This is a genomic window from Kitasatospora sp. NPDC028055, assembly GCF_040637885.1.
Taxonomy (GTDB): Bacteria; Actinomycetota; Actinomycetes; order Streptomycetales; family Streptomycetaceae; genus Kitasatospora.
Genome location: NZ_JBEZXE010000003.1, coordinates 123,308 through 144,664, shown reverse-complemented (window position 1 = coordinate 144,664; position 21,357 = coordinate 123,308). Strand labels below are relative to the sequence as shown.

At 74.5% G+C, this 21,357-nt stretch carries 14 protein-coding genes and 1 pseudogene; 9 read left to right on the top strand and 6 right to left on the bottom strand.

Annotation, left to right across the window (positions count from 1 at the left end; translation table 11 throughout):
- Window positions 1-30 precede the first annotated feature (30 nt).
- The 4 genes from AB0F71_RS06790 to AB0F71_RS06775 all read left to right on the top strand — a co-directional run bounded on the left by AB0F71_RS06790 (window position 31) and on the right by AB0F71_RS06775 (window position 4,840).
- Window positions 31-1,059 (top strand): LacI family DNA-binding transcriptional regulator, encoded by a 1,029-nt coding sequence (locus AB0F71_RS06790; RefSeq protein ID WP_360229285.1) that lies wholly within the window; start codon window positions 31-33, stop codon window positions 1,057-1,059.
- Between the two features lie 290 nt (window positions 1,060-1,349).
- Complete coding sequence (locus AB0F71_RS06785; RefSeq protein WP_360229283.1) at window positions 1,350-2,450, top strand: endo-1,4-beta-xylanase; 1,101 nt, start codon at window positions 1,350-1,352, stop codon at window positions 2,448-2,450.
- Window positions 2,451-2,678: 228 nt separating this feature from the next.
- Window positions 2,679-3,599 carry an NADP-dependent oxidoreductase gene (locus tag AB0F71_RS06780; RefSeq protein ID WP_360229281.1) on the top strand — a complete coding sequence of 307 codons (921 nt, stop codon included), beginning with the start codon at window positions 2,679-2,681 and terminating at the stop codon, window positions 3,597-3,599.
- 197 nt (window positions 3,600-3,796) lie between these two features.
- On the top strand, window positions 3,797-4,840 hold the full coding sequence (locus tag AB0F71_RS06775) for a LacI family DNA-binding transcriptional regulator (RefSeq protein ID WP_360229279.1): 1,044 nt from the start codon (window positions 3,797-3,799) through the stop codon (window positions 4,838-4,840).
- A gap of 69 nt (window positions 4,841-4,909) precedes the next feature.
- Here the strand turns inward: AB0F71_RS06775 and AB0F71_RS06770 are convergent, their stop codons facing one another.
- The gene (locus AB0F71_RS06770) at window positions 4,910-7,891 is read right to left on the bottom strand and encodes a glycoside hydrolase family 48 protein (protein ID WP_360229277.1); all 2,982 of its coding nucleotides are present in this window, start codon (window positions 7,889-7,891) and stop codon (window positions 4,910-4,912) included.
- A 441-nt stretch (window positions 7,892-8,332) separates the two neighbouring features.
- On the opposite strand from AB0F71_RS06770, the gene AB0F71_RS06765 reads away from it, so the two are divergent.
- Together AB0F71_RS06765 and AB0F71_RS06760 are read left to right on the top strand one after the other, a co-directional pair.
- Window positions 8,333-10,333, top strand: a complete 2,001-nt coding sequence (locus AB0F71_RS06765) for a glycoside hydrolase family 6 protein (protein ID WP_360229275.1) — start codon at window positions 8,333-8,335, stop codon at window positions 10,331-10,333.
- A 72-nt stretch (window positions 10,334-10,405) separates the two neighbouring features.
- Complete coding sequence (locus tag AB0F71_RS06760; RefSeq protein WP_360229273.1) at window positions 10,406-11,968, top strand: cellulase family glycosylhydrolase; 1,563 nt, start codon at window positions 10,406-10,408, stop codon at window positions 11,966-11,968.
- A gap of 67 nt (window positions 11,969-12,035) precedes the next feature.
- Here AB0F71_RS06760 and AB0F71_RS06755 read toward each other — a convergent pair whose 3' ends face one another.
- Window positions 12,036-13,079 (bottom strand): LacI family DNA-binding transcriptional regulator, encoded by a 1,044-nt coding sequence (locus tag AB0F71_RS06755; RefSeq protein ID WP_360229271.1) that lies wholly within the window; start codon window positions 13,077-13,079, stop codon window positions 12,036-12,038.
- A 262-nt stretch (window positions 13,080-13,341) separates the two neighbouring features.
- Complete coding sequence (locus AB0F71_RS06750; protein WP_360229269.1) at window positions 13,342-14,316, bottom strand: alpha/beta hydrolase fold domain-containing protein; 975 nt, start codon at window positions 14,314-14,316, stop codon at window positions 13,342-13,344.
- Window positions 14,317-14,513: 197 nt separating this feature from the next.
- Here AB0F71_RS06750 and AB0F71_RS06745 point away from each other — a divergent pair, with 197 nt between their 5' ends.
- On the top strand, window positions 14,514-16,517 hold the full coding sequence (locus AB0F71_RS06745; protein ID WP_360229267.1) for a beta-galactosidase trimerization domain-containing protein: 2,004 nt from the start codon (window positions 14,514-14,516) through the stop codon (window positions 16,515-16,517).
- 22 nt (window positions 16,518-16,539) lie between these two features.
- Here the strand turns inward: AB0F71_RS06745 and AB0F71_RS06740 are convergent, their stop codons facing one another.
- The 3 genes and pseudogenes from AB0F71_RS06740 to xylB all read right to left on the bottom strand — a co-directional run bounded on the left by AB0F71_RS06740 (window position 16,540) and on the right by xylB (window position 19,330).
- Window positions 16,540-16,863, bottom strand: a complete 324-nt coding sequence (locus AB0F71_RS06740; RefSeq protein ID WP_360229502.1) for an ROK family protein — start codon at window positions 16,861-16,863, stop codon at window positions 16,540-16,542.
- 190 nt (window positions 16,864-17,053) lie between these two features.
- Window positions 17,054-17,623, bottom strand: a pseudogene (locus tag AB0F71_RS06735) (ROK family protein); the annotation flags it as partial.
- A 276-nt stretch (window positions 17,624-17,899) separates the two neighbouring features.
- On the bottom strand, window positions 17,900-19,330 hold the full coding sequence (gene xylB, locus AB0F71_RS06730; protein ID WP_360229265.1) for a xylulokinase: 1,431 nt from the start codon (window positions 19,328-19,330) through the stop codon (window positions 17,900-17,902).
- Window positions 19,331-19,427: 97 nt separating this feature from the next.
- On the opposite strand from xylB, the gene xylA reads away from it, so the two are divergent.
- Both xylA and AB0F71_RS06720 read left to right on the top strand, forming a co-directional pair.
- Entirely contained in the window at window positions 19,428-20,600 is a 1,173-nt protein-coding gene (gene xylA, locus AB0F71_RS06725) for a xylose isomerase (RefSeq protein ID WP_360229263.1), read from the top strand.
- A gap of 133 nt (window positions 20,601-20,733) precedes the next feature.
- The gene (locus AB0F71_RS06720) at window positions 20,734-21,345 is read left to right on the top strand and encodes a PadR family transcriptional regulator (protein ID WP_360229261.1); all 612 of its coding nucleotides are present in this window, start codon (window positions 20,734-20,736) and stop codon (window positions 21,343-21,345) included.
- The last annotated feature ends 12 nt before the right edge of the window (window positions 21,346-21,357 follow it).

Here is a 21,357-nt window from a genome sequence, read left to right as displayed (position 1 = left end):
CGCCCAGCAGGGGCAGTGCAGGAGGAACTCATGACCAGAGCGGCAACGCTCGCCGAGATCGCACAGGAGGCCGGGGTCTCCGCACCGACGGTTTCGAAAGTCCTGAACGGCCGGGCCGACGTCGCCCCGGCCACCCGGGAGCGGGTGGAGGAGCTGCTGCACCGGCACGGCTACCGGCGGCGCGGCAACCGTCAGGCCAACCCGCTGCTGGAGCTGGTCTTCCACGAACTGGAGAGCGCCTGGGCGGTGGAGGTGATCCGCGGCGTCGAGAACGTCGTGCGCGAGGAGGGCCTGAGCATCGTGCTCTCCGAGTCCGCCGAGCGGCACGGGCCCGGCCAGTCCTGGGTGGACGGCGTGCTCGCCCGCCGCCCGACCGGCGTGGTGCTGGTGCTGTCCGACCTGGACCGCGCGCTGCGGGAGCAGCTCTCCAGCCGGGACATCCCCTTCGTGGTGATGGACCCGGCCGGCGACCCGGGCCAGGAGGTGCCCGCCGTCGGCACCACCAACTGGGACGGCGGCCTCGCCGCCACCCGGCACCTGCTCGACCTCGGCCACCGCCGGATCGGCCTGATCGCCGGGCCCGCCCGGATGATGTGCAGCCGGGCCCGGGCCGACGGCTACCGGGCCGCGCTCGACATGGCGGGCATCCCGTACGACCCGCGGCTCGTCCGCGAGGGCGACTTCCACCACGAGGCCGGGCACCGGCTCGGCCTGGAGCTGCTCGCGATGCCGGACCGGCCGACCGCCGTGTTCGCCGGGAACGACCTCCAGGCGCTCGGCCTCTACGAGGCCGCCCGCGAACTGGGGCTGCGCATCCCGGAGGACCTCAGCGTGGTCGGCTTCGACGACCTGCCGCTGGCCCGCTGGGTGGGCCCGCCGCTGACCACCGTGCGCCAGCCGCTGACCGAGATGGCCGAGGTGGCGACCAGGCTGGTCATCGACCTGGCCCGCGGGACGCGGCCCGGGACCCGGCGGGTGGACCTGGCCACCAGCCTGGTCGAACGCAGCAGCACGGCGCCGCCGCGAGGAGGTGTCCCGGCCCCCGCTTCCGAGGCCTGAGGCGGCCCGCGCCGCGAGCCGTCCCCCGGGCTCGTGGCGCACCCGGCCGAAGCGGTTCATGTCAGAAAGGTTGACGGGCCGTCGGGCCCGCCCCTACCGTCCCCTCAAGAAGTCGGAGGATGAGCCGAAACTTTCGATGGCCGCATGGCCGCATGGCCGCATGGCCGCATGGCCGCTCGGCCGCTTGGCCACTTGGTCGCTTGGCCGCTCGGCCGCTCCCGCACCTCCGGCGTTCCAGGCACACCGCACGTCCCCCTCCTCGCCCCACCCGACGAGAAAGGACCACGCCGGTGCAATTCCCGACGTCCCGCCTCCCCCGCCCCGGGCGCGCCCGCCGCGCCGCCCGCTCCCTCGCCGTCGCCGCCGCGACCGCCCTGGCCGTCACCGCCCTGCTGCCGACCGGCCAGGCCGGTGCGGCCGGGACCTCCCTGCGCTCGCTCGCCCAGGCCAGGGGGATCTACTTCGGCGCCTCCCTCGCCCAGTCGGACCTGAACAACCCCTCCCTCACCGCGGTCGCGGGCAGGGAGTTCGGCATGCTCACCCCCGCCAACGAGATGAAGTGGGACACCACCGAGCCCGGGCCCGGCAGCTTCAACTTCGCCCCCGGCGACCGGATCGCCTCCTACGCCAAGGCCAACGGGATGCGGCTGCGCGGCCACACCCTGGTCTGGCACAACCAGCTGCCCTCCTGGGTCCGCGGCCTGCCCGCCGACCAGCTGCGCGCCGCCATGCGACGCCACATCACCGCCGAGGCCGGCCACTACAAGGGCCAGGTCTACGCCTGGGACGTGGTCAACGAGGCGTTCAACGAGGACGGCAGCTTCCGCACCGACGACCCGTTCCACAACGCACTGGGCGACGGCTACGTCGCCGACGCGCTGCGCACCGCCCGGGCCGCCGACCCGAACGCCAAGCTGTACCTGAACGACTACAACATCGAGGGCCTGAACGCCAAGAGCGATGCGATGTACCGGCTGGTGAAGTCGCTCAAGAGCCAGGGCGTCCCGATCGACGGCGTCGGCTTCCAGGCCCACTTCGTCGTCGGCCAGGTCCCCGCGAGTCTGAAGGCCAACCTCCAGCGGTTCACCGCGCTCGGCGTCGACGTCGCCGTCACCGAACTCGACGACCGGATCCAGCTCCCGGCGAACAGCGCCGCGTTGGCCCGCCAGGCCGATGACTACGCCGGCGTGGTCAGGACCTGCCTGGCCGTCCCCCGCTGCGTGGGCATCACCCAGTGGGACGTGGGTGACCCGGACTCGTGGATCCCCGGCACCTTCCCCGGCTACGGCGCCGCCACCATGTTCGACAACGGCTACCGGCCCAAGCCCGCGTACACCGCCTCGGCCGCCGCCCTCGCGGCCGGTGCCCACCACCTGGCACCGACCGACTGACGGCCCGCGGGCTCGGTACCTCCGTACCGATCCGACGGGGACGCCCCCGCGGGGGGCGCGCACCGCGGGCGAGAGCCGCACGGAGGGGCCGGGGCCGGGGGGCCGGGCCTCTCCGACGGCCTCGCCCGGATGCCGGACGGACGCCGTCGGCCTATCGTGGCCGACGGCGCCCGCCGCACCCGCCCCGGGGTGCACGGGGCCGGCACATCCCCCCCTGGAGGTCCGTACATGCGCGCGGTGACCTACGACTCCTACGCCCCGGACAACTCCCGCCTTCGGTACGGCGAGGTGCCCGATCCCAAGGTCGGCCCCGGCCAGGTGCTGATCCAGGTCCGGGCCGCCTCCGTCAACCCCGTCGACTGGAAGGTCATGGCGGGCGGACTGGACCCGATGATGGACACCGTCTTCCCCGCCGTCCCCGGCTGGGACGTGGCGGGCGTGGTCACCCGCACCGGCCCGGACACGCCCGAGTTCGCGCCCGGGGACGAGGTGATGGCGTACGCCCGCAAGGACGTGGTGCAGGCCGGCACCTTCGCCGAGTACGTCGCGGTCTCCGCGCCCGCGGTGGCGCGCAAGCCCGCCTCGTTCAGCTGGGAGCAGGCGGGCGGCCTGCCGCTGGCGGGCCTGACCGCGCTGCGCAGCCTGCAGCGCCTGGAGGTCGGCCCCGCCGACGTGCTCCTGGTGCACGGCGCGGCGGGCGGGGTGGGCAGCCTCGCCGTGCAGCTCGGCCGCGACCGCGGCGCCCGGGTGATCGGCACCGCCTCGGAGCGCAACCACGACTTCGTGCGCAAGCTCGGCGCCGAGCCGGTGACCTACGGCGAGGGGCTGGCCGAACGGGTGCGCGCGCTGGCACCCGGCGGCGTCTCCACCGTCGCGGACTTCGTCGGCGGCCAGCTGGAGACGACGCTCGCCGTGCTCGCCGACGGCGGCCGTCACGTCTCCGTCGCCGATCCCGCGGTGACCCAGCACGGCGGCGCGTGGATCTGGGTGCGCCCGGACGGCGCCGCGCTCGCCGAGCTGGCCGCGCTGGCGGACCGCGGCGCCCTGACCGTGGAGGTCGCGCAGACCTTCCCGCTGGAGCGGACGGCCGATGCCTTCGACGCCAGCCGCACCGGCCACACCCGCGGGAAGCTGGTCATCGTTCCCTGACGGGCCCGAGAGCCCTGCGGCCGGCCCCGGAACCGCCCTCCAAGGGCGGTGGTTCCGGGGCCGTTCCCGGTCGGTGGAGCATCCGGTGACGCGCTTCTTGACGGCGTCCGGGCCGTGCGCGATGGTGACCTGACGCGGCGTAGCGGGCGGCGCGCCCTTTCCCCCACCCCTCCACCCGACCGGTGAGGACCCCTCCCATGCCGAAGCCCGCCTCCGACCTGCCCGCCCCCGCCGCAGCCCCCGCCACAGCCCCTGCCGCAGCCGCGCCCGCCACCCTGGCCGAGGTCGCCCGGCGGGCCGGCGTCTCCACCGCGACCGCCTCCCGGGTGCTGAACCGCTCGGCGCCCGTCTCGCCTCCCGTGTCCGCCCGGGTGATGGCCGCCGCACGGGAGCTGGCGTACGTGCGGCGCCGTGCTCCGCGCGGGCGGGGCACCGGCGTGGTGGCCGTGGTGGCCTTCGCCGATCCGGTGCGCTACCACTCCGACCCGTTCCACCTCCGGCTGCTGGCGGGGCTGCGGGAGGCCGCGGCGGGGCTGGAACTCGAGGTGGCGGTCTTCACCGTCCCCGGGAGCGCGCAGCGGCCCGCCCTGCTGCGGCACCTGTGCGGCGGGCACGTGGACGGCGTGCTGCTCGTCGGCGCGTGGGAGACGCTGGAGTTGCCGCGCCTGCTGCGGGCCGCCGGCGTGCCGGCGGTGTCCGTCGGCCGTCCGCCGGGCGCGGGCACGGTGGCGTACGTGGACGCGGACAACCTGTGCGGCGCCCGCGACGCCGTGCTGCGGCTGTGCGCGTCCGGACGGCGGTCGGTGGTGACCATCGCCGGACCGCCGGACACCGCCGTGGGCGCGGACCGCCTGGCGGGCTACCGGCAGGCGCTCGCCCAGACCGAGGCGGCGGTGGGCCCCGAGGTGGCCTACGGGGACTTCTCCGGTGCCTCCGGCGAGCACGCCATGCTGCGGCTGCTGCGCCGGCGCCCGGCCCTGGACGCGGTGTTCGCCGCCTCCGACCCGATGGCCCTGGGCGCCCTGCGCGTGCTGAGGCGGCTCGGGCACCGGGTGCCCGAGCAGGTCGCGGTGATCGGTTTCGACGACGCCCCGGCCGCGGCCCGGGCCCGGCTGTCCACGGTGCGCCAGCCGGTCGAGCAACTCGGCGCCCGGGCCCTGGAAATGCTGCTGACCCGCCCGGACCGCTCGGCGTCCCTGGTGCTGCCGACCACCCTGGTGCTGCGCGACTCGGCGGGCTGACGGGCCGGACGTGGTGGTGCCGTGCCCGGAGGTTCCGGGCACGGCACCACCGCGGTGCGGGTGCGGGCGTCAGCCGCCCGGGTTCACCGTCGGGAAGAGCTGGGCGAAGGTGTCGAACGCCGTGGCGATGTCCGCCTCGGCCCAGAACCGGTGGTAATTGAACACCGGCGCCGGGCCGCCGTTCAGGTAGGACTGGACCTTCGACCACTGCGGGTCGCTGGTGTACCAGGGCCGGATGGACAGGAAGGTGTTGCTGGCCGAGCTGAGCTTCGTGCCGTCCGGGTACGTCCCGCTCCAGCCCGGCGGGATGTAGACCCCCTGGTGGGTGGCGGGGTCGTACGCCTGGGTGAAGCGGCTGTAGTCGGTGCGGGTCTCCGGGGCCGAGTAGCCGAGCGGGTCGGCGTACTTGGCGTGGATGATGTCCAGGATGTTCTGGGCGAACCTCTGCGCGGTGCCGTCGCCGGCCTTCGCCGCGTAGTACGAGAGGGTCTTGGCCAGCGAGCCGGCCACCCCGAGGTCGGTGAGCGCGCCGGTGGCCTTCACGTGCAGGCCGGTGTTGGCGCCCGGTGCGGTGGCGTTCCAGGTGTCCGGAGCGCCGGTCCAGGTGAGGACGTCGGGCGTGGTCAGGGTGCCGGTGGCCGGGTCCGCCTTACTGACCGAGATCGCCCACGGGACCCACTTGGCCAGCACGCCCTTGGCCCTGGCGTCGCCGGTGGCGTAGTAGTACTCGGCCACCCGCTCCATCGACCAGGTCTGGAAGCCGAACCACTGGTTGCTGGGCGGGTCGTGGTACTCCGGCTGCCAGTCGTAGGCGAGGCCGTAGAACGTCGGGTTGCCGGCCGGCGGCGCGCCGTCGTCGCCGTAGTTCCCGCCCCAGCTGTTGGTGGCGCCGCCCGCGATCCCGCCCTCGGTGGACTGCAGCCACTGGTAGAACTGGAGCTGCTTGTCCAGGCTGCCGGACCAGTCCGCCGCCGCGCTGGGCGACTTGGGCGTGAGCGCCGGGTCGGTGGACAGTGCCCAGGCCGCCATCGGGTTCTGGTAGCCCTGGTGCGCGGCCGAGCCGGAGATCCGCCAGGACCAGGACCCGCCGGTGTCGCCGCCCCAGGCGAAGTACCAGGTCAGCAGGCCGAGTTGCTCGTCGGCCTTGCCGGTGCCGGCCGGGCAGGTGCTCGACCCGTTGCAGTTGCCGGCGCGCTTGAAGTACTTGTCGTAGAGCGAGTAGCGCAGGAAGTCCCCGAGCTTGGACGCCTTGGCGACGGTGCCGCTGATCGCCGCGCTCCTGTTCTGCGCCGTGGCGAAGGTCCGGGCCCAGTAGGCGACCTGCACCAGGCGGGCGTCCGCGTCCGGCGCGTCGGTGTACTTGTACTGCTTGGAGTAGTTCCCGCCGCCGTCGTTGAAGAGGCTGAGGAAGCCCGAGCCGGAGGCGCCGTACTTCAGCACGTCGCAGTCGGGCTGCGGGACGGTCTCCCAGACCGACTCCTGCGGGCCGCGCTGGTAGGTGTTGATCAGGCTCGGCTTGGTGGTGCCGTCCTCGCAGCGGCCGAAGCCGTACTTGTTGTCGGTGTCCATGATCCAGGCGGGCGCGTACACGTCCGGGCTGCCGTAGGCGGTGGAGAGTTCACCGGCCAGCGGGTCCGTGCCGACCGGGACGGAGGAGTTCAGCTTCACCGGGTACTGGTCCGGCTGGGCCTTCTCCGGGCCGTAGGTGGCCGGCTTGGACGGGTTGTAGGTGCCCTGGCCGGGCTGGTCGGCGTGCCCGGGGATCATGTACGTCTCCAGGCTGGTCCAGGCGTTGTTGAACCCGGTCCAGTCGCCGGTCACCCGGCCGTAGTCGGCCTCCAGCCAGAGCCAGTAGCTGTAGGTCTCCGACGTGGTCTCGTGGCCGTAGTCGGGCGCCTCGACCATCAGCGTCTCCACCGAGTGGTACGGGATGCCGAGCGGGCTGAAGTAGCCGTTCGCCGGGTTCTTCATCTTGCTGTAGAGGTCGAGGAAGTACTGGTCGTACCCCGAGCTCTTCGCCGCCTCGGTGACGGTGACGGCCGCCGAGCCGTAGCCGGTGGCGGTGGCCGTGAAGGTGGCGGTGCCGCCCGCCTGGGTGGCGTCCGTACCGGCCGCGACGGTCACCGTCTGCGGGGTGTTCCAGTTGGCCGGGGTGAAGGTGAGGCTTCCGCCCGAGGTGACCGACAGGTCGGTGTCGGCGCCGGAGCGGGTCACCGTCACCGTGACCGGGGCCGCCGGGGCCTGGGAGAGGGCCACCGTGAAGGTGCCGCTGGAGCCCTGCTGGACCGCCAGGGTGCTCGGGTTGACCAGCAGGCTCGGTCCGGACACCTTGACCGCGACCGGGGCCGAGGTGGTGGTCGCGCCCAGGTTGTCGGTCGCGACGGCGGTCAGCGAGTAGTCGCCGGCCGGCACGTTCGCCCAGTTCAGCGTGTAGGGCGCGGTGGTGGCGGTGCCGACCGGTTTGTTGTCGCCGGGGCCGGTGCTGGCGTAGAAGTCCACCTTGGCCACGGTGCCGTCCGCGTCCGCGGCGGTCGCCGCGAGCGGCACGGTCGAGCCGGGGGTGTAGGTCGTGCCCGCCGCCGGGGAGGTGAGCGAGACCGTCGGCGGCTGGTTCGGCCCGCGGCAGACGGTGCCGTTGAGGGTGAAGGTGGTGGGGGCGGTGTTGGTGCCGGTGTAGGTGAAGTTGGCGCTGGTGGTGTAGGTGGCGCCGGGGTTGATGGTGGGGGCGTAGCTGGGGTTGGTGGCGGTGACGGTGTGGCCGGTCTGGGTCCAGGTGCCGTTCCAGCCGTTGGTGAGGGTCTGGGTGCCGGTGTAGTCGTAGCTGAGGGTCCAGCCGTTGACGGGGGTGGTGCCGGTGTCGGTGATGGCGAGGTTGGCGGTGAATCCGCTGCCCCAGTCGTTGGCGGTGTAGCTGACGCCGCAGGACACCCCGGCGGTGGCGGCGGACGCCGGGACGGTGAGCGCGCCGCCGGTCGCCGCCGCCAGGGCGAGGGCGCTGAGTGCGGCGACGGTGGGTACGGGCGCGCGGGAGCGCAGGGTCTTGCGTGGCATGCACGGGCCTCCGGATCGGGTGGGAGGAAGCAGGGGCCGGCGTCCTCCGGCCCCGCGTGGCGCAGGGTTCCGCGAGTGAACGGCCCGGCAAACCCCGCCGCGCGCCGCCCGGTCCGGCCCCCGTCCGCCACCCCGCCGCCGACCAGCGGGGACGTCCGTACCCGGGTCGGGGCGTCGGCGGGAAAGTTTCACAGCCCTGCCAACTCCCGTGGGAGCGCGCCCATTTCACCCTCGGGCCTGCGCGTCGGAGCTCTTGACGGGCCAGCTGCGGCCTGGCTTCATGTGACTCAGGCACCGGCGAAAGCCGTCTGCCGGAATATGGAAGCGCTCCCATCACACGCTCCGTCCCGGCTGCAGGCCCGGGCGCCCCGGACCCCGACCGCAGCGTCCGACCCGGCACCCAACCCCCGGGCCCACCACCCCACCCGAAGGGACCCGACCGTGCCACTCTCCGCCCTCCGCCGACTCCGAACAGCGGCCGTCGCGACCGCGCTCGGCGTCTCCGCCCTCGTCCCGGTCGCCGGCGCGCAGGCCGCGCACGCCGCCACCGCCCGCCCGGTCAACCCGTTCGTCGGCGCGACCGGCTACCTCAACCCGGACTACACCGCCCAGGTCAGCGCCCAGGCCGCCGCCGACGGCGGCACGCTGGGTGCCGCCGAGGCGCAGGTGGCGAACAACTCCACCGCCGTCTGGATGGACCACATCGGCGCCATCGCCGGCGACAACGGCCGGCTCGGCCTGCGCGGCCACCTCGACCGGGCCCTGGCCCAGGCCGCCGCCGGCAGCACCCCCGTGGTCCTCCAGGTCGTCGTGTACGACCTGCCCGGCCGGGACTGCGCCGCCATCGCCTCCAACGGCGAACTCCCCGCCACCGCCGCCGGCCTGGCGACGTACCAGAGCCAGTACATCGACCCGATCGCGGCCGTCCTCGCCGACCCGAAGTACGCCTCGCTGCGGATCGCCGCGATCATCGAGCCGGACTCGCTGCCGAACGCCGTCACCAACCAGAACAAGCCGGCCTGCGCCACCGCGACCCCGCTCTACGAGGCCGGCATCGAGTACGCGCTGAACAAGCTGCACCCGATCGGCAACGTCTACAACTACCTGGACATCGGCCACTCGGGCTGGCTCGGCTGGCCCACCAACATGGTTCCGGCGGGCCAGGAGTACGCCAAGGTCGCCAAGGCCACCACCGGCGGATTCGCCAGCGTGGACGGCTTCATCAGCAACACCGCCAACTACACCCCGCTCAACGAGCCGTACCTGCCGGACCAGAACCTCCAGGTCGGCGGGCAGCCGCTGAGGTCCGCCAACTTCTACCAGTGGAACCCGGACTTCGACGAGTACAACTACGCCAGCCAGATGTACTCGACCATGGTCTCCAACGGCTTCCCGAGCACCGTCGGCTTCCTGGTGGACACCTCGCGCAACGGCTGGGGCGGCAGCGCCCGGCCCACCGGGGTCAACAGCACGCCGACCACGGTCGACGGCTACGTCGCCGCCAACAAGGTGGACCAGCGCGTCTTCCGGGGCAACTGGTGCAACGTCTACGGCGCGGGCATCGGCGCCCGTCCGCAGGCGCAGCCCTTCGGGTCGGCCAGCCCGATCATCGCCTTCCTGTGGGTGAAGCCGCCGGGCGAGTCGGACGGCGACTACCCCTCGGCGACGCACCCGCACGGCGACCCGCACTGCGACCCGGCCGGGACGCAGAGCGACGGCAACGGCAACACCTACCCGACCAACTCCTTCCCCGGCGACAACGTCAAGGCCGGCCAGTGGTTCGGCGCCCAGTTCCGGCAGCTGGTGCAGAACGCCTACCCGTCCCTCGGCGCCTCCACCGGCGGCGGTGACACCACCGCGCCGAGCACCCCGGCCGGGCTGACCGTCACCGGCACCACCGCGACCGGCGCCTCGCTCTCCTGGACGGCCGCCACCGACAACGTCGGCGTCGTCGGCTACCACGTCTACCGCGACGGCGCCAAGGTGGGCACCAGCACCGGCACCACCTACTCCGACACCGGCCTGTCGCCCGCCACCGCCTACCGCTACACCGTCGACGCCTTCGACGCCGCCGGCAACACCTCACCGGTCTCCGCGGCCGTCACCGCCACCACCGCGAGCACCGGCGGCGGGACCGGCAGCGGCTGCACCGCGAGCTACTCCGTGGCCAACGACTGGGGCTCCGGCTTCGGTGCCAACGTCACGGTGACCAACACCGGCAGCACACCCACCACGTCCTGGAAGGTCACCTGGACCTGGCCGGGCAACCAGCAGGTGACCAACGGCTGGAACGCCACCGTGACCCAGAGCGGCGCCGCCGTCTCCGCCGTCAACGCGGGCTACAACGGCACGATCGCGGCCGGCGGCAGCACCGGCTTCGGATTCCAGGGCAGCTACTCGGGCGCCAACACCGCTCCGACCCTCAGCTGCACCGCGGGCTGACCCGCACCCCTCCCCCACCCGGGCCGGCCGGTCCCACCCGCCGGCCGGCCCGGCTTCCACCGGAGCCGCCCCATGATTCCCCGAGCTGTACGCGCCTCCCGTGCCCCTCACCGCCCGCACGCCTCCCTGTTCGCGACGGCGGCCGTCGCCGCCGGCGCGCTGGCCGGCGCCCTGCTGCTACCGCCCGGTGCCACCAACGCCGCCACCGCCGGGGTGTCCTGCGGCGTCAGCTACACCGCCAACGACTGGGGCAGCGGATTCACCGCCAACCTCGCCATCACCGACACCGGCACCACCCCCGTCAACGGCTGGACCCTCAGCTACGACTACACCGGCACCCAGACCCTCACCAACGGCTGGAACGGCACCTGGACCCAGACCGGCCACACCGTCACCGCCACCAACCCCAGCTACGCCCCCACCATCAACCCCGGCACCACCTACACCACCAGCGCCAACTTCACCTACACCGGCACCAACACCGCCCCCACCACCTTCACCCTCAACGGCACCGTCTGCGGTGGTCCGTCCGGCCCTCCGACCACACCGCCGACCACACCGCCCAGCACACCGCCGACCACACCGCCGACGTCCCCGCCGCCGACCACCCCGGCGCCGGGCGGTCCGGCCCCGGCCCTGCACGTGGCGGGCAACCAGCTCCAGGACCCGAGCGGGCACGCCGTCACCCTGCGCGGCGCCAACCGCTCCGGCGCCGAGTTCGCCTGCGTCCAGGGCAAGGGCCTCTTCGACGGGCCCGTGGACCAGGCGTCGATCGACGCGATGCGCGCCTGGCACGTCACCGCCGTCCGCATCCCGCTCAACGAGGACTGCTGGCTCGGCCTGCCGAACGTCCCGGCCGCCTACGCGGGAAGCACCTACATCGAGGCGGTCAAGTCCTACGTGGCGCTGCTGCACCGCAACGGGCTGAACACCGTCCTCGACCTGCACTGGACCGACGGCGTCTACACCGGCAACTCCTCGGCCTGCTCCACCGCGACCGCCACCTGCCAGAAGCCCATGCCGGACGCCGCCAACGCCGTCCCGTTCTGGCGCTCGGTGGCCACCGCCTTCAAGGGGGACGGCGCCACCGTCTTCGACCTGTTCAACGAGCCCTACCCCTCCCGCGCCACCGGCGGCACGGACAGCGGCTGGGCCTGCTGGCGGGACGGCGGCACCTGCCCGGGCATCGGCTACCCGGTGGCCGGGATGCAGTCCCTGGTGGACGCCGTGCGCGGCACCGGCGCGGACAACGTCCTGATGCTCGGCGGGATCGAGTACGCCAACGACCTCACCCAGTGGCTCAGCCACCGGCCGTCGGACCCGCTGCACCAGCTGGCCGCCTCCTGGCACTCGTACAACTTCAACGCCTGCGCCTCGTCGAGCTGTTGGGACGCCCAGGTGGCCCCGGTGGCGGCGGCCGTCCCGGTGGTCGCGGGGGAGCTGGGCGAGAACGACTGCGCGTCCGGCTACCTGGACACCCTGCTGCCCTGGCTGGACCGGCACGGGATCTCCTACCTGGCGTGGACCTGGAACACCTGGGACTGCTCCAACGGCCCCTCGCTGATCTCGGCCTACGACGGCACCCCGACCGCGTACGGGGCGGGCTACCGGGCCCACCTCGCGGCCGGAGGCTGAACCGGCCCGCCCACCCCGGTGCCGGTGCCGGGGCCCGCCACGGGCCCCGGCGCCGGGCCGTTCCCGTTCAGGCCGAGTCGCGCACCACCAGCTCGGTCGCCATCACCAGCTGGCGCCGCGCCCTGCCCGGTTCGGCGATCTGCTCCAGCAGCTGGCGGACCATCGCCCGCCCCATCTCCTGGGTCGGCTGCCGCACGGTGGTCAGCGGCGGATCGGTGTGCCGGGCCACGATCGAGTCGTCGAAGCCGACCACGGCGACGTCCTCCGGCACCCGGCGGCCCGCCGCCCTGAGCGCCTGCAGGGCCCCCGCGGCCAGGACGTCCGAGGCGCAGAAGACCGCGTCCACCCCGGGCTCGCGCTCCAGGAGTTCGGCCATCGCGGCGCGGCCCCCGCTCTCGGTGAAGTCGGCCACCGCGACGAGTTCCGGCAGCGTCCCGGCCTCGCTCTCGGCGAGCGCCGCCCGGTACCCCGCGAGGCGGGCCTGCGCGCCCTCCATGTCCAGCGGGCCGGTGACGGTCGCGATCCGGCGGCAGCCGCGGCGCAGCAGGTGGCGCACGGCCATCCGGGCGCCGCCCGCGTTGTCGGCCGCCACGTAGCTGAGCGGCTCGTGCTCGCCGCGGCGGCCGGCCAGTACGGCGGGGATGCCGAGGTCCTCCAGCATGACCGGCAGGGGGTCGTCCTGGTGCACGGCGACCAGCAGCACGCCGTCCACCCGGTCGGCCCGCAGGTAGGCCGACAGGCGCTCGTGCTCGCGCTGGTCGCGTACCAGGACCAGGAGCAACTGGAGCTGGGTGGAGGAGAGTTCGGCGGAGACCCCGCTGATGATGTCGGCGAAGTACGGCTCCGAGAACAGCCGCGTCTCGGCCTCCGGCACCACCAGGGCGATCGCGTCGGTGCGCGAGGTCGCCAGCGCGCGGGCCGCCCGGTTGGGCACGTACCCCAGCTCCGCCACGGCCCGCTCCACCGCCGTGCGTGCCTTCTCGCTGACCCGCGGCGATCCGTTGATCACCCGGGAGGCCGTGCCCCGGCCGACCCCGGCCAGCGCGGCGACCTCCTCCAGGGTCGGCCGGGCGGCCGGTCCGCCGGCGGGTCGCCCCGCGCTGTCGTTCATTCTGACGTCCCGTCCTGTTCTGCCCGGTCCGCCCGAGCTCCCCGGGGGTTCCGGCGCGAGCCCCGCTCGGCCGGCGCCACCCCCTCGACACATTACCGCGCCGGACCGCACCCTTCCGGCTGCCGCCTTGGGAGCGCTCCCACAATGCCTTCACGGTAGCCGCAGAACCGGTCCGACGGCCAGATCCGGGCACGGGCCGCTGGGGAGGCGTGCCGGGCAGGGCCTACCGGAAGCTTGCCGCCTAAGGCCGATGGTGGGGCATCTATCCGTTATAGGTGGGGTGCTCCGCCGGGGCCGCAGCGCCGTCGGCGAGCACGGCGGCGAGGAAGTCGAGCGAGCGGTCGACCTCCTTGAGGGACGGACCGCGGTTGAGGTGACCGTGCGTCATGCCGGCTGCCAGGTAGGACCGTACGCCGACGCCGACCTCGCCCAGCTGCCGTTCGAGCAGTTCACCTGAGGGCCTCAGGTCGTCGTACTGGGCGAGGACGATGCCGGTCGCGGGGAGGCCGCGCAGGTCCGCGGCACCGGGCATCGCCGACGGGGGCAGGTCGCTCAGGCGCCCCACGTAGTTCCGCACCATGGACTCGATCCCCTCGGTGGTGAACCGCAGGAGCGGCGGAAGCGCCTCCATCTCGACCCGGGTGTCCGCGTCCAGCGCCGGGTTCGGGAAGTGCGCGAAGGGATAGGCGAGCAGCAGGGCGTCCGGGCGGCGTTGGCCCAGGTCGCGGAGCCGGATCGCCGTGGACAGGGCGATGGCGGCGCCCGCGCTCGCGCCGCCGAGGGCGACCGGACCGGACGGGCCGGAGCGCAGCCGCAGGGTTTCGCCGAGCCAGCGCCATACGGCGTGGGCGTCGTCGACGGGGACCGGGTAGTGCGTACCGTCCACGGCCCGGCGGTAGTCGACCGACACCACCAACGCGCTTGCCCGGGCGGAGAGTTCGGCGGACACCTGGTGCGCTTCGGGCATGTCGAGGTCGCCGCCCTGGAACCCGCCCCCGTGCAGCCACAGCAGCGCGCGGCCGGGCTCGGTGGCGGGGGTGTAGATCCGGATCGGGATCCGCCCGTGGGGGCCCGGCACCGTGCGGTCCTCCACCGAGACGTCCGGGGCGGTCCACTCGCCGGGATCGCGGAGGTACTCCCCCAGCCGCGCCGCGGCCTGCGGGTCGTTCTGGACCTGCGGCCAGTCGAGGCCGTCGAGGAGGTGCACCTTGTCGGCGAGGAAGGGGTCGAGGGGCATGAGGGCGCTCCAGAGATGGGGTCAGCGGCTCGGCGCCGAGCTGGCGAGAGATCCCATGTCCGAGAGAGGAACGGGAGGACGCGACCCACGGCGAGAGGCCGGAGCCCGGCCCAAGTCCCCTTCTCCGTCATGGATTTTGAGCCTCATTCTGCAAAACCCCTGGACTCTGCCACACCTGGCTCCTATAAATCCATCCCATGACCCAGGGACATGTGAACGCTCTCAACCCTGCTCGCTTCCCCCGGCGCACCGTACACCTGGACTTCCACACCGGCCCCGATGTCCCCGACGTCGGCCGGGACTTCGACCCGGCGACCTTCGCGCAGCCCTTCCGCGACGCCCATGTCGACAGCGTCACCGTCTTCGCCAAGTGCCACCACGGCCACCTCTACTACGGGACCGACCGTACCGAGCGCCACCCCGGCCTCTCCCCCGACCTGGACCTGCTCGCCGAACAGGTCGACGCCCTGCACGCGGCCGGCATCCGAGCACCGATCTACCTGTCCCTCCAGGTCGACGAGTACGCGGCCCGCGAGCACCCCGAGTGGGTCGCCCACGACGAGAACCTCAAGATCGCCCGCTGGACCCCTTCCGCCCTCGAGGCGGGCTGGAACATCCTCGATATGTCCAGCCCCTACGCCGACTACTTCGCCGACCAGTTGGACGAGGTGCTGCGGCGCTTCGCCCCCGTCGACGGGATCTTCGTCGACATGTGCTGGAGCCAGCCGAGCCTGAGCCGCTGGGCCGTCGACGGGATGCGCAGGGAGGGCCTGGACCCGGCCGACGCCGACCACCGCATGCGCTACGCGGACCTGGTGGCCCACCGCTACATGGCCCGCTACACCGCGATGGTGGAGAAGGCCCTGCCGCCGGAGGCCGTCCAGGGCGTCTACTACAACGGCCGCCCCAAGACCGGGCTGCCGAAGGAGCGGCAGTTCCTGCGGCACGTCGAGATCGAGGGCCTGCCCACCGGAGGCTGGGGCTACGCCTTCCTCCCGTACGTGGCCCGCTTCGTCCGCCCGCTGGGGATGCCGACCCTCAGCCACACCGGGCGCTTCCACGAGAGCTGGGGCGACAACGCCGCCCTCAAGCCACGGGCGGCGCTGCTCTACGAGAACAGCCAGATGCTGAGCCACGGCCTGACCAGCGGCGTGGGCGACGTGCTGCATCCGCGGGGCGTGCCGGCCCCGGCCGTGTACGAGCTGATCGGCTCGGTCTACGGCCACATCGCGCGGTGCGAGCCGTTCGTCGAGGGCGGACGGGTCGTCAGCGAGGTCGCCATGGTCGTCGACCCCGGCCTGGGGGACCGCCCCGGCGCGAGCAACATCGGCGCCGTCCGGGCGCTCCAGCAGCTGCGGGTCCAGTTCGACGTCGTCCCGCCGACGGCCGACCTGGCCGGGTACCGGGCCGTCGTGGTGCCGGAGAGCACCCCCGTCGACGACGACCTCTCCGAGCGTCTGGCCGCGTACCGCCGGGCCGGCGGGGCGGTGGTGCTGGTCGGGCCCGCGCTGCTGCGGGGCGGCACGGAGCCCGCCCTGCCCGGCCTCCCGGTGGAGGACCTGGCCCCGGCCCCGGCCGGTGAGGTGTTCCTCGCCTGCGAGGGCGTCCCCGGTGTCCCGGAGGACTTCCCGGTGATCAGCCACGGCTCCCGGCTGACCGCCCGCGCGATGCCCGGCGCCGAGGTGCTGGCCCGGGTCGTCGCGCCGTACTTCCCGCGCTCCTGGGACCGCTTCTGCGGCCACTCCTACACACCGCCGGCCGACCCGACCGAGGAGGTGGCCCTCGCCGTCGGCGGCGGGGTGGCCGCGGTGGCCGTCCCGCTGCTGGAGGCGTTCCACGACCACGGCCTGGAACCGTACCGCCGGCTGCTCGGCGCCGCCCTGGACCGGCTCCTGCCGGACCCGCTGGTCCGCGCGGGCGGGCCGGTCCACCTGGAGACCACCGTGGTACGGACCGACACCGCCACGGTGGTGCACCTGACCAGCTTCGTCCCGTCCCGGGAGACCCCCGAACTGGACCTGGTGCACGACCCGTTCCCGCTGGTCGACGTGCCCGTCTCCCTCCGGCTCGCCGCGGCGCCGCGCTCGGTGCGGCTGCAGCCCGCCGGGCAGGAGCTCGCCTGGGAACACGACGGCGGGTACGTCCACGTGCGGGTCACCACCGCGGACGGGCACGCGATGGTCGTGGTCGAGCACGACTGACCCGTGCCGCGCGGGCTCCTGGTCAGGCGGTGGGGAGCAGCGTGGGATCGGCCATGATGCGCCGGACCGTCGTCAGCGCCGCGCCGAGCAGGGGCCCGCGCCGCCCCAGGGCGGCCGGGCGCAGCGCCTCCTCGGCCCAGGGCCGTACGGTGACGCGCTCGGCCAGCTCGGCGCGGACGGCGGGCAGCAGCCATCCGGCGAGTTCGGCGTAGGCGCCGCCGAGGACGAGGCGGTCCGGGTCGATGAGGTCGACGGCGGAGGTGAGGGCCAGGCCGAGGGCGCGGCCCGCGCGCTCCAGCGCCGCCAGGGTCGGCGGGTGCCCGGCCGCCGCCCGTTCGGCGAGCAGCGCGACCGGGTCGCCGGTGCCCGCGCCGTCGTGGGGCCGGCGGGCCGGGGGCCGCCGCCCGGCCGCCCCGCCCCCGCGGGGGGGGCGGCCGCCGCGCCCCCCCCGCGCGGCCCCCGCGCGCGCCCGGGCGCCGCGGGCCCCCCCCCCCCCCGGCCCCCCCCCCCCCCCCCCCCCCCCCGGCCGCCTCGCCCGCGTACTGCTCCAGGCAGCCCCGGGCGCCGCAGGGGCAGCGGGGGCCGTCCGGGTGGACGGGGATGTGGCCGAGTTCCCCGGCGAAGCCGCGGGCGCCCCGGAACAGCCGCCCGTCGATGACCAGGGCGGCGCCGATCCCGGCCCCGGCGGAGACGTGGACGAAGGTCTCCACCGGGTTCCCGGCGTTCCAGTACTCGGCCAGCGCCCCGAGGTTGGCCTCGTTCTCCGGCTCGGGCACGGTGTCCGGGTCCGGCCAGTGGTCGGCGAGCCGGACGCCGTGCCAGCCGAGGTTGGGCGCGCGCTCCAGCAGTCCGCGCGGCGTGTTGGGGACCACCCCGGGGACGGCCAGGACGCGGCCCGCGACGCGCAGTCCGAGGGCGGCCGCCTCGGCCTGTGCCTCCTCGGCCAGCGCGGCGAGGTCCGCCAGGACGGCTTCGGCGGGCCGGCCCGCGTTGGCCCGTTCCACCCGGCGCCACACCCGCGGTTCGCCGCGCAGGTCGGCCACGCAGGCGCCGAGGTGGGTGACGCCGATCTCCAGGCCGAGGCCCGCCGGGCCGTCGTCGGCCATGGTGAGGGCGCGTCCGGGCCGGCCGACCCGTCCGCTGGCGGTGGCCGCGGCCTCGGTCACCGCTCCGCGGCCGATCAGCTCGTCGACGAGCGAGGAGACGGCGGCCCTGGTCAGTCCGACGCGCCCGGAGACGTCCGCCCGGGAGAGCGGGCTGTGTGCGGCGACGGCGGCGAGGACGACCGAGAGGTTCTGCCGCCGCATGTCCTGCAGCGAGGCGGGCCCGTGCTCCGCTCCCCTGCTCGCCGCCCTGCCGACCGCTGTCACGCGCTGCCCCTCCTACCGGTCCTCGGCCGGGGCGCCCTGCAAGGCCCCGGCCCGTCGCAGGGTATCGCCGATCCGCGCGAGCGCGTCCTCGTCCCGCTTCACCGGCTCCAGCACCGGGCCCCGGGCGGTCCGCCAGCGGCGCGCCACTTCGTCGGCCTGTTCGCCGGTGAGCAGCGCGGCGGCCTGGGCGGCCGCGCCGAGGGCGACCAGTTCCCGGGCGTCGGGCACCTGGACGGCCCGGCCGGAGAGCCGCAGCACGGTCCGCTGCCAGGCCCGGCCCCGGGCGCCGCCGCCGATGAGCAGCAGCGGCTCCTCGCCCGCCGGGTCGGCGCCGCCGGCGCTCAGCACGCCGTCCAGGGCGGCGAGCAGGGCGTGGGCGGCGCCGTCGTAGGCGGCCTGGAGCAGCTGGCCCGGGGTGGTGTCGTGGCGCAGCCCGTGGACGAGGCCGGAGGCGCCCGGGAGGTCCGGGGTGCGCTCGCCGTCCAGGTAGGGCAGGACGACGGCGGTGCCGCCGTCCTCGACCTCCTCGCGGCCTCGCCCGAGGAGGGCGGCGAAGCGGTCGACGGCGAGGGTGCAGTTGAGCGTGCAGGCGAGCGGCAGCCAGTGGCCGAGGGCGTCGGCGAAGCCTGCGACGGTGCCGGTCGGGTCGGCGGGCCGGGTGCGGCCGACGGCGTAGACGGTGCCGGAGGTGCCGAGGCTGAGCACCGGCCGGCCGGGCGGCAGGCCGAGCCCGAGGGCGGCGGCCATGTTGTCCCCGGTGCCGGTGGCCACCGCGGCGCCCTCCCGCAGCGGCGTGCCGGGGCGGACGGTACCGGCGCGGGCGCCCGGCGCGAGGACCCGGGGCAGCAGGGCCGGGTCGAGTCCGATGCGGGCGAGCAGGTCGTGGTCGTAGCCGTCCGGGCCCCACCAGCCGGTGCCGGAGGCGTCGCCCCGGTCGGTGACCGCCGCTCCGGTCAGACGCTCGGTCAGGAAGTCGTGCGGGAGCCGGACGGCGGCGGTCCGCTCGGCGGCGGCGGGCTCGTTGGCGCGCAGCCAGGCCCACTTGGGGGCGGTGAAGGCGGCGGTGGGGACGCTGCCGGTGCGGCGCGCGAGGTCCGCCGCGCCGATCGCGGCGGACAGTTCGGCGGCCTGGGGCGCGGAGCGGACGTCGTTCCAGAGCAGCGCCGGGCGGACCGGCGCCCCGGCGGCGTCGAGGGTGACGAGGCCGTGCTGCTGGCCGGCGACCGAGACGGCGGCGGCGCGGTCGGCCCAGCCCGTCGCGGCCGCGGCCTCGCCGAGCGCCCGCCACCACTGCTCGGGGTCGCTCTCGCGGCCGGCTCCCGTGCTGACGGTGTGCGGGGCGCGCCCCTGGCCGAGGACGGTGCCGGTGTCGATGTCGACGGCGAGGGCCTTGGTGGACTGGGTCGAGCTGTCGAAGCCGATCACGACGCGTTGCTCAGCCATGCGTTCCTCCGGTACGGGGGTTCCTTCCGACGTCCCGGCATACTAATTTGTTGAGAGTCCTGACAAACACCCCCTGGCACTCATCGGGAGCCGTTCCATGTCCAGTGACCCGTTCGTCCCCACCCCCGCGCACAAGTTCACCTTCGGTCTGTGGACCGTCGGCTGGCAGGGGCGCGACCCCTTCGGCGACGCGACCCGCCCCGCCCTCGACCCGGTCGAGACCGTGCAGCGGCTGGCCGGACTCGGCGCCTACGGCGTCACGTTCCACGACGACGACCTGATCCCGTTCGGCGCGGGCGAGGCCACCCGCGAGGAGACCGTCAAGCGCTTCCGCGGCGCCCTGGACTCCGCCGGGCTGAAGGTCCCGATGGCGACCACCAACCTCTTCACCCACCCGGTCTTCAAGGACGGCGCCTTCACGGCCAACGACCGCGACGTCCGGCGCTACGCCCTGCGCAAGACCATCCGCAACATCGACCTGGCCGCCGAACTCGGCGCCTCGGTCTACGTCGCCTGGGGCGGGCGCGAGGGCGCCGAGTCCGGCGCGGCCAAGGACGTGCGCACCGCGCTGGACCGGCTGAAGGAGGCCTTCGACCTGCTCGGCGAGTACGTCGAGCAGCAGGGCTACGACCTGCGGTTCGCGATCGAGCCCAAGCCCAACGAGCCGCGCGGGGACATCCTGCTGCCCACCGTGGGCCACGCCCTGGCGTTCATCAACGCGCTGGAGCGCCCCGAGCGGGTCGGCCTCAACCCGGAGGTCGGCCACGAGCAGATGGCCGGGCTCAACTTCCCGCACGGCATCGCCCAGGCTCTGTGGCACGGCAAGCTGTTCCACATCGACCTCAACGGCCAGTCCGGCATCAAGTACGACCAGGACCTGCGCTTCGGCGCGGGCGACCTGCGCCAGGCGTTCTGGCTGGTCGACCTGCTGGAGTCGGCCGGGTACGACGGCCCGCGGCACTTCGACTTCAAGCCGCCGCGCACCGAGGACTTCGACGGCGTCTGGGCCTCGGCGGCCGGCTGCATGCGCAACTACCTGCTGCTGGCGGAGCGTTCGCGCGCCTTCCGGGCCGACCCGGAGGTCCGGGCCGCGCTCGCCGCGTCCCGCCTGCCCGAACTCGCCCTCCCCACGGCCGAGGACGGCCTGACCGGCCTGCTGGCGGACCGCTCCGCCTTCGAGGAGTTCGACGTCGACGCCGCCGCCCGCCGCGGCATGGCCTTCGAGCAGCTGGACCAGCTCGCCCTGGAGCACCTCCTCGGCGCCCGCTGACCGGAACGGCTGCGCCGGCCGGGTCGTGCGGGCCGTACGACCCGGCCGGCGTGGCGGAGGCCTGTAGGAATACGCAACTTGTTGACTAATCGCATCGGTGGCCGCTGTCCCCGGCGCTCGCTAGGCTGTCGGCATGGCCCTGCGCAACGCGATCATGTCGACCCTCCTGGAGGGCGAGGCGTCCGGTTACGACCTGACGAAGGCCTTCGACGCGTCGGCGGCGAACTTCTGGATGGCCACCCCGCAGCAGCTCTACCGGGAGCTGGACCGGATGAAGGCCGAGGGGCTGGTCAGCGCCCGGGTCGTCGAGCAGGAGCGGCGGCCGAACAAGCGGCTGTTCTCGCTCACCGAGGCGGGCCGCGCCGCCCTGCGGGCGTTCACGGCCACGCCGCCCCGGCCGTCCGCGATCCGGGACGAGCTGCTCGTCCAGGTGCAGGCCGTGGACGCGGGCGACCCGGAGGCCGTGCGCGCGGCGCTGCTCGAACGCCTGGTGTGGGCGCAGGCCAAGGTGGCCCGCTACGAGCGCCTGCGGGCGCGGCTGCTGGACGGGCGTTTCGAGGACGAGTACCTCGCCACGGCCGAGCGGATCGGGCCGTATCTGACGCTGATGCGCGGGCTGTCGTTCGAGCGCGAGAACCAGCGCTGGTGCGAGCAGGCGCTCGCCGTCCTGGACCGGAGGCGGGCCACCGCGCCGGCCCCGGCGGCTCAGGGGCCGACGCAGGGGCCGGTGCAGGGCCCGGTCTGACGAATCCCGGGG

What these genes read in the sequence shown, in the direction of transcription:
- AB0F71_RS06790 (WP_360229285.1), top strand. Translation starts at nt 31, where the DNA reads ATGACCAGAGCGGCAACGCTCGCCGAGATCGCACAGGAGGCCGGGGTC.
- AB0F71_RS06780 (WP_360229281.1), top strand. Translation starts at nt 2,679, where the DNA reads ATGCGCGCGGTGACCTACGACTCCTACGCCCCGGACAACTCCCGCCTT.
- AB0F71_RS06775 (WP_360229279.1), top strand. Translation starts at nt 3,797, where the DNA reads ATGCCGAAGCCCGCCTCCGACCTGCCCGCCCCCGCCGCAGCCCCCGCC.
- AB0F71_RS06770 (WP_360229277.1), bottom strand. Translation starts at nt 7,891, where the DNA reads ATGCCACGCAAGACCCTGCGCTCCCGCGCGCCCGTACCCACCGTCGCC.
- AB0F71_RS06760 (WP_360229273.1), top strand. Translation starts at nt 10,406, where the DNA reads ATGATTCCCCGAGCTGTACGCGCCTCCCGTGCCCCTCACCGCCCGCAC.
- AB0F71_RS06755 (WP_360229271.1), bottom strand. Translation starts at nt 13,079, where the DNA reads ATGAACGACAGCGCGGGGCGACCCGCCGGCGGACCGGCCGCCCGGCCG.
- AB0F71_RS06750 (WP_360229269.1), bottom strand. Translation starts at nt 14,316, where the DNA reads ATGCCCCTCGACCCCTTCCTCGCCGACAAGGTGCACCTCCTCGACGGC.
- AB0F71_RS06745 (WP_360229267.1), top strand. Translation starts at nt 14,514, where the DNA reads ATGACCCAGGGACATGTGAACGCTCTCAACCCTGCTCGCTTCCCCCGG.
- xylB (WP_360229265.1), bottom strand. Translation starts at nt 19,330, where the DNA reads ATGGCTGAGCAACGCGTCGTGATCGGCTTCGACAGCTCGACCCAGTCC.
- xylA (WP_360229263.1), top strand. Translation starts at nt 19,428, where the DNA reads ATGTCCAGTGACCCGTTCGTCCCCACCCCCGCGCACAAGTTCACCTTC.
- AB0F71_RS06720 (WP_360229261.1), top strand. Translation starts at nt 20,734, where the DNA reads ATGGCCCTGCGCAACGCGATCATGTCGACCCTCCTGGAGGGCGAGGCG.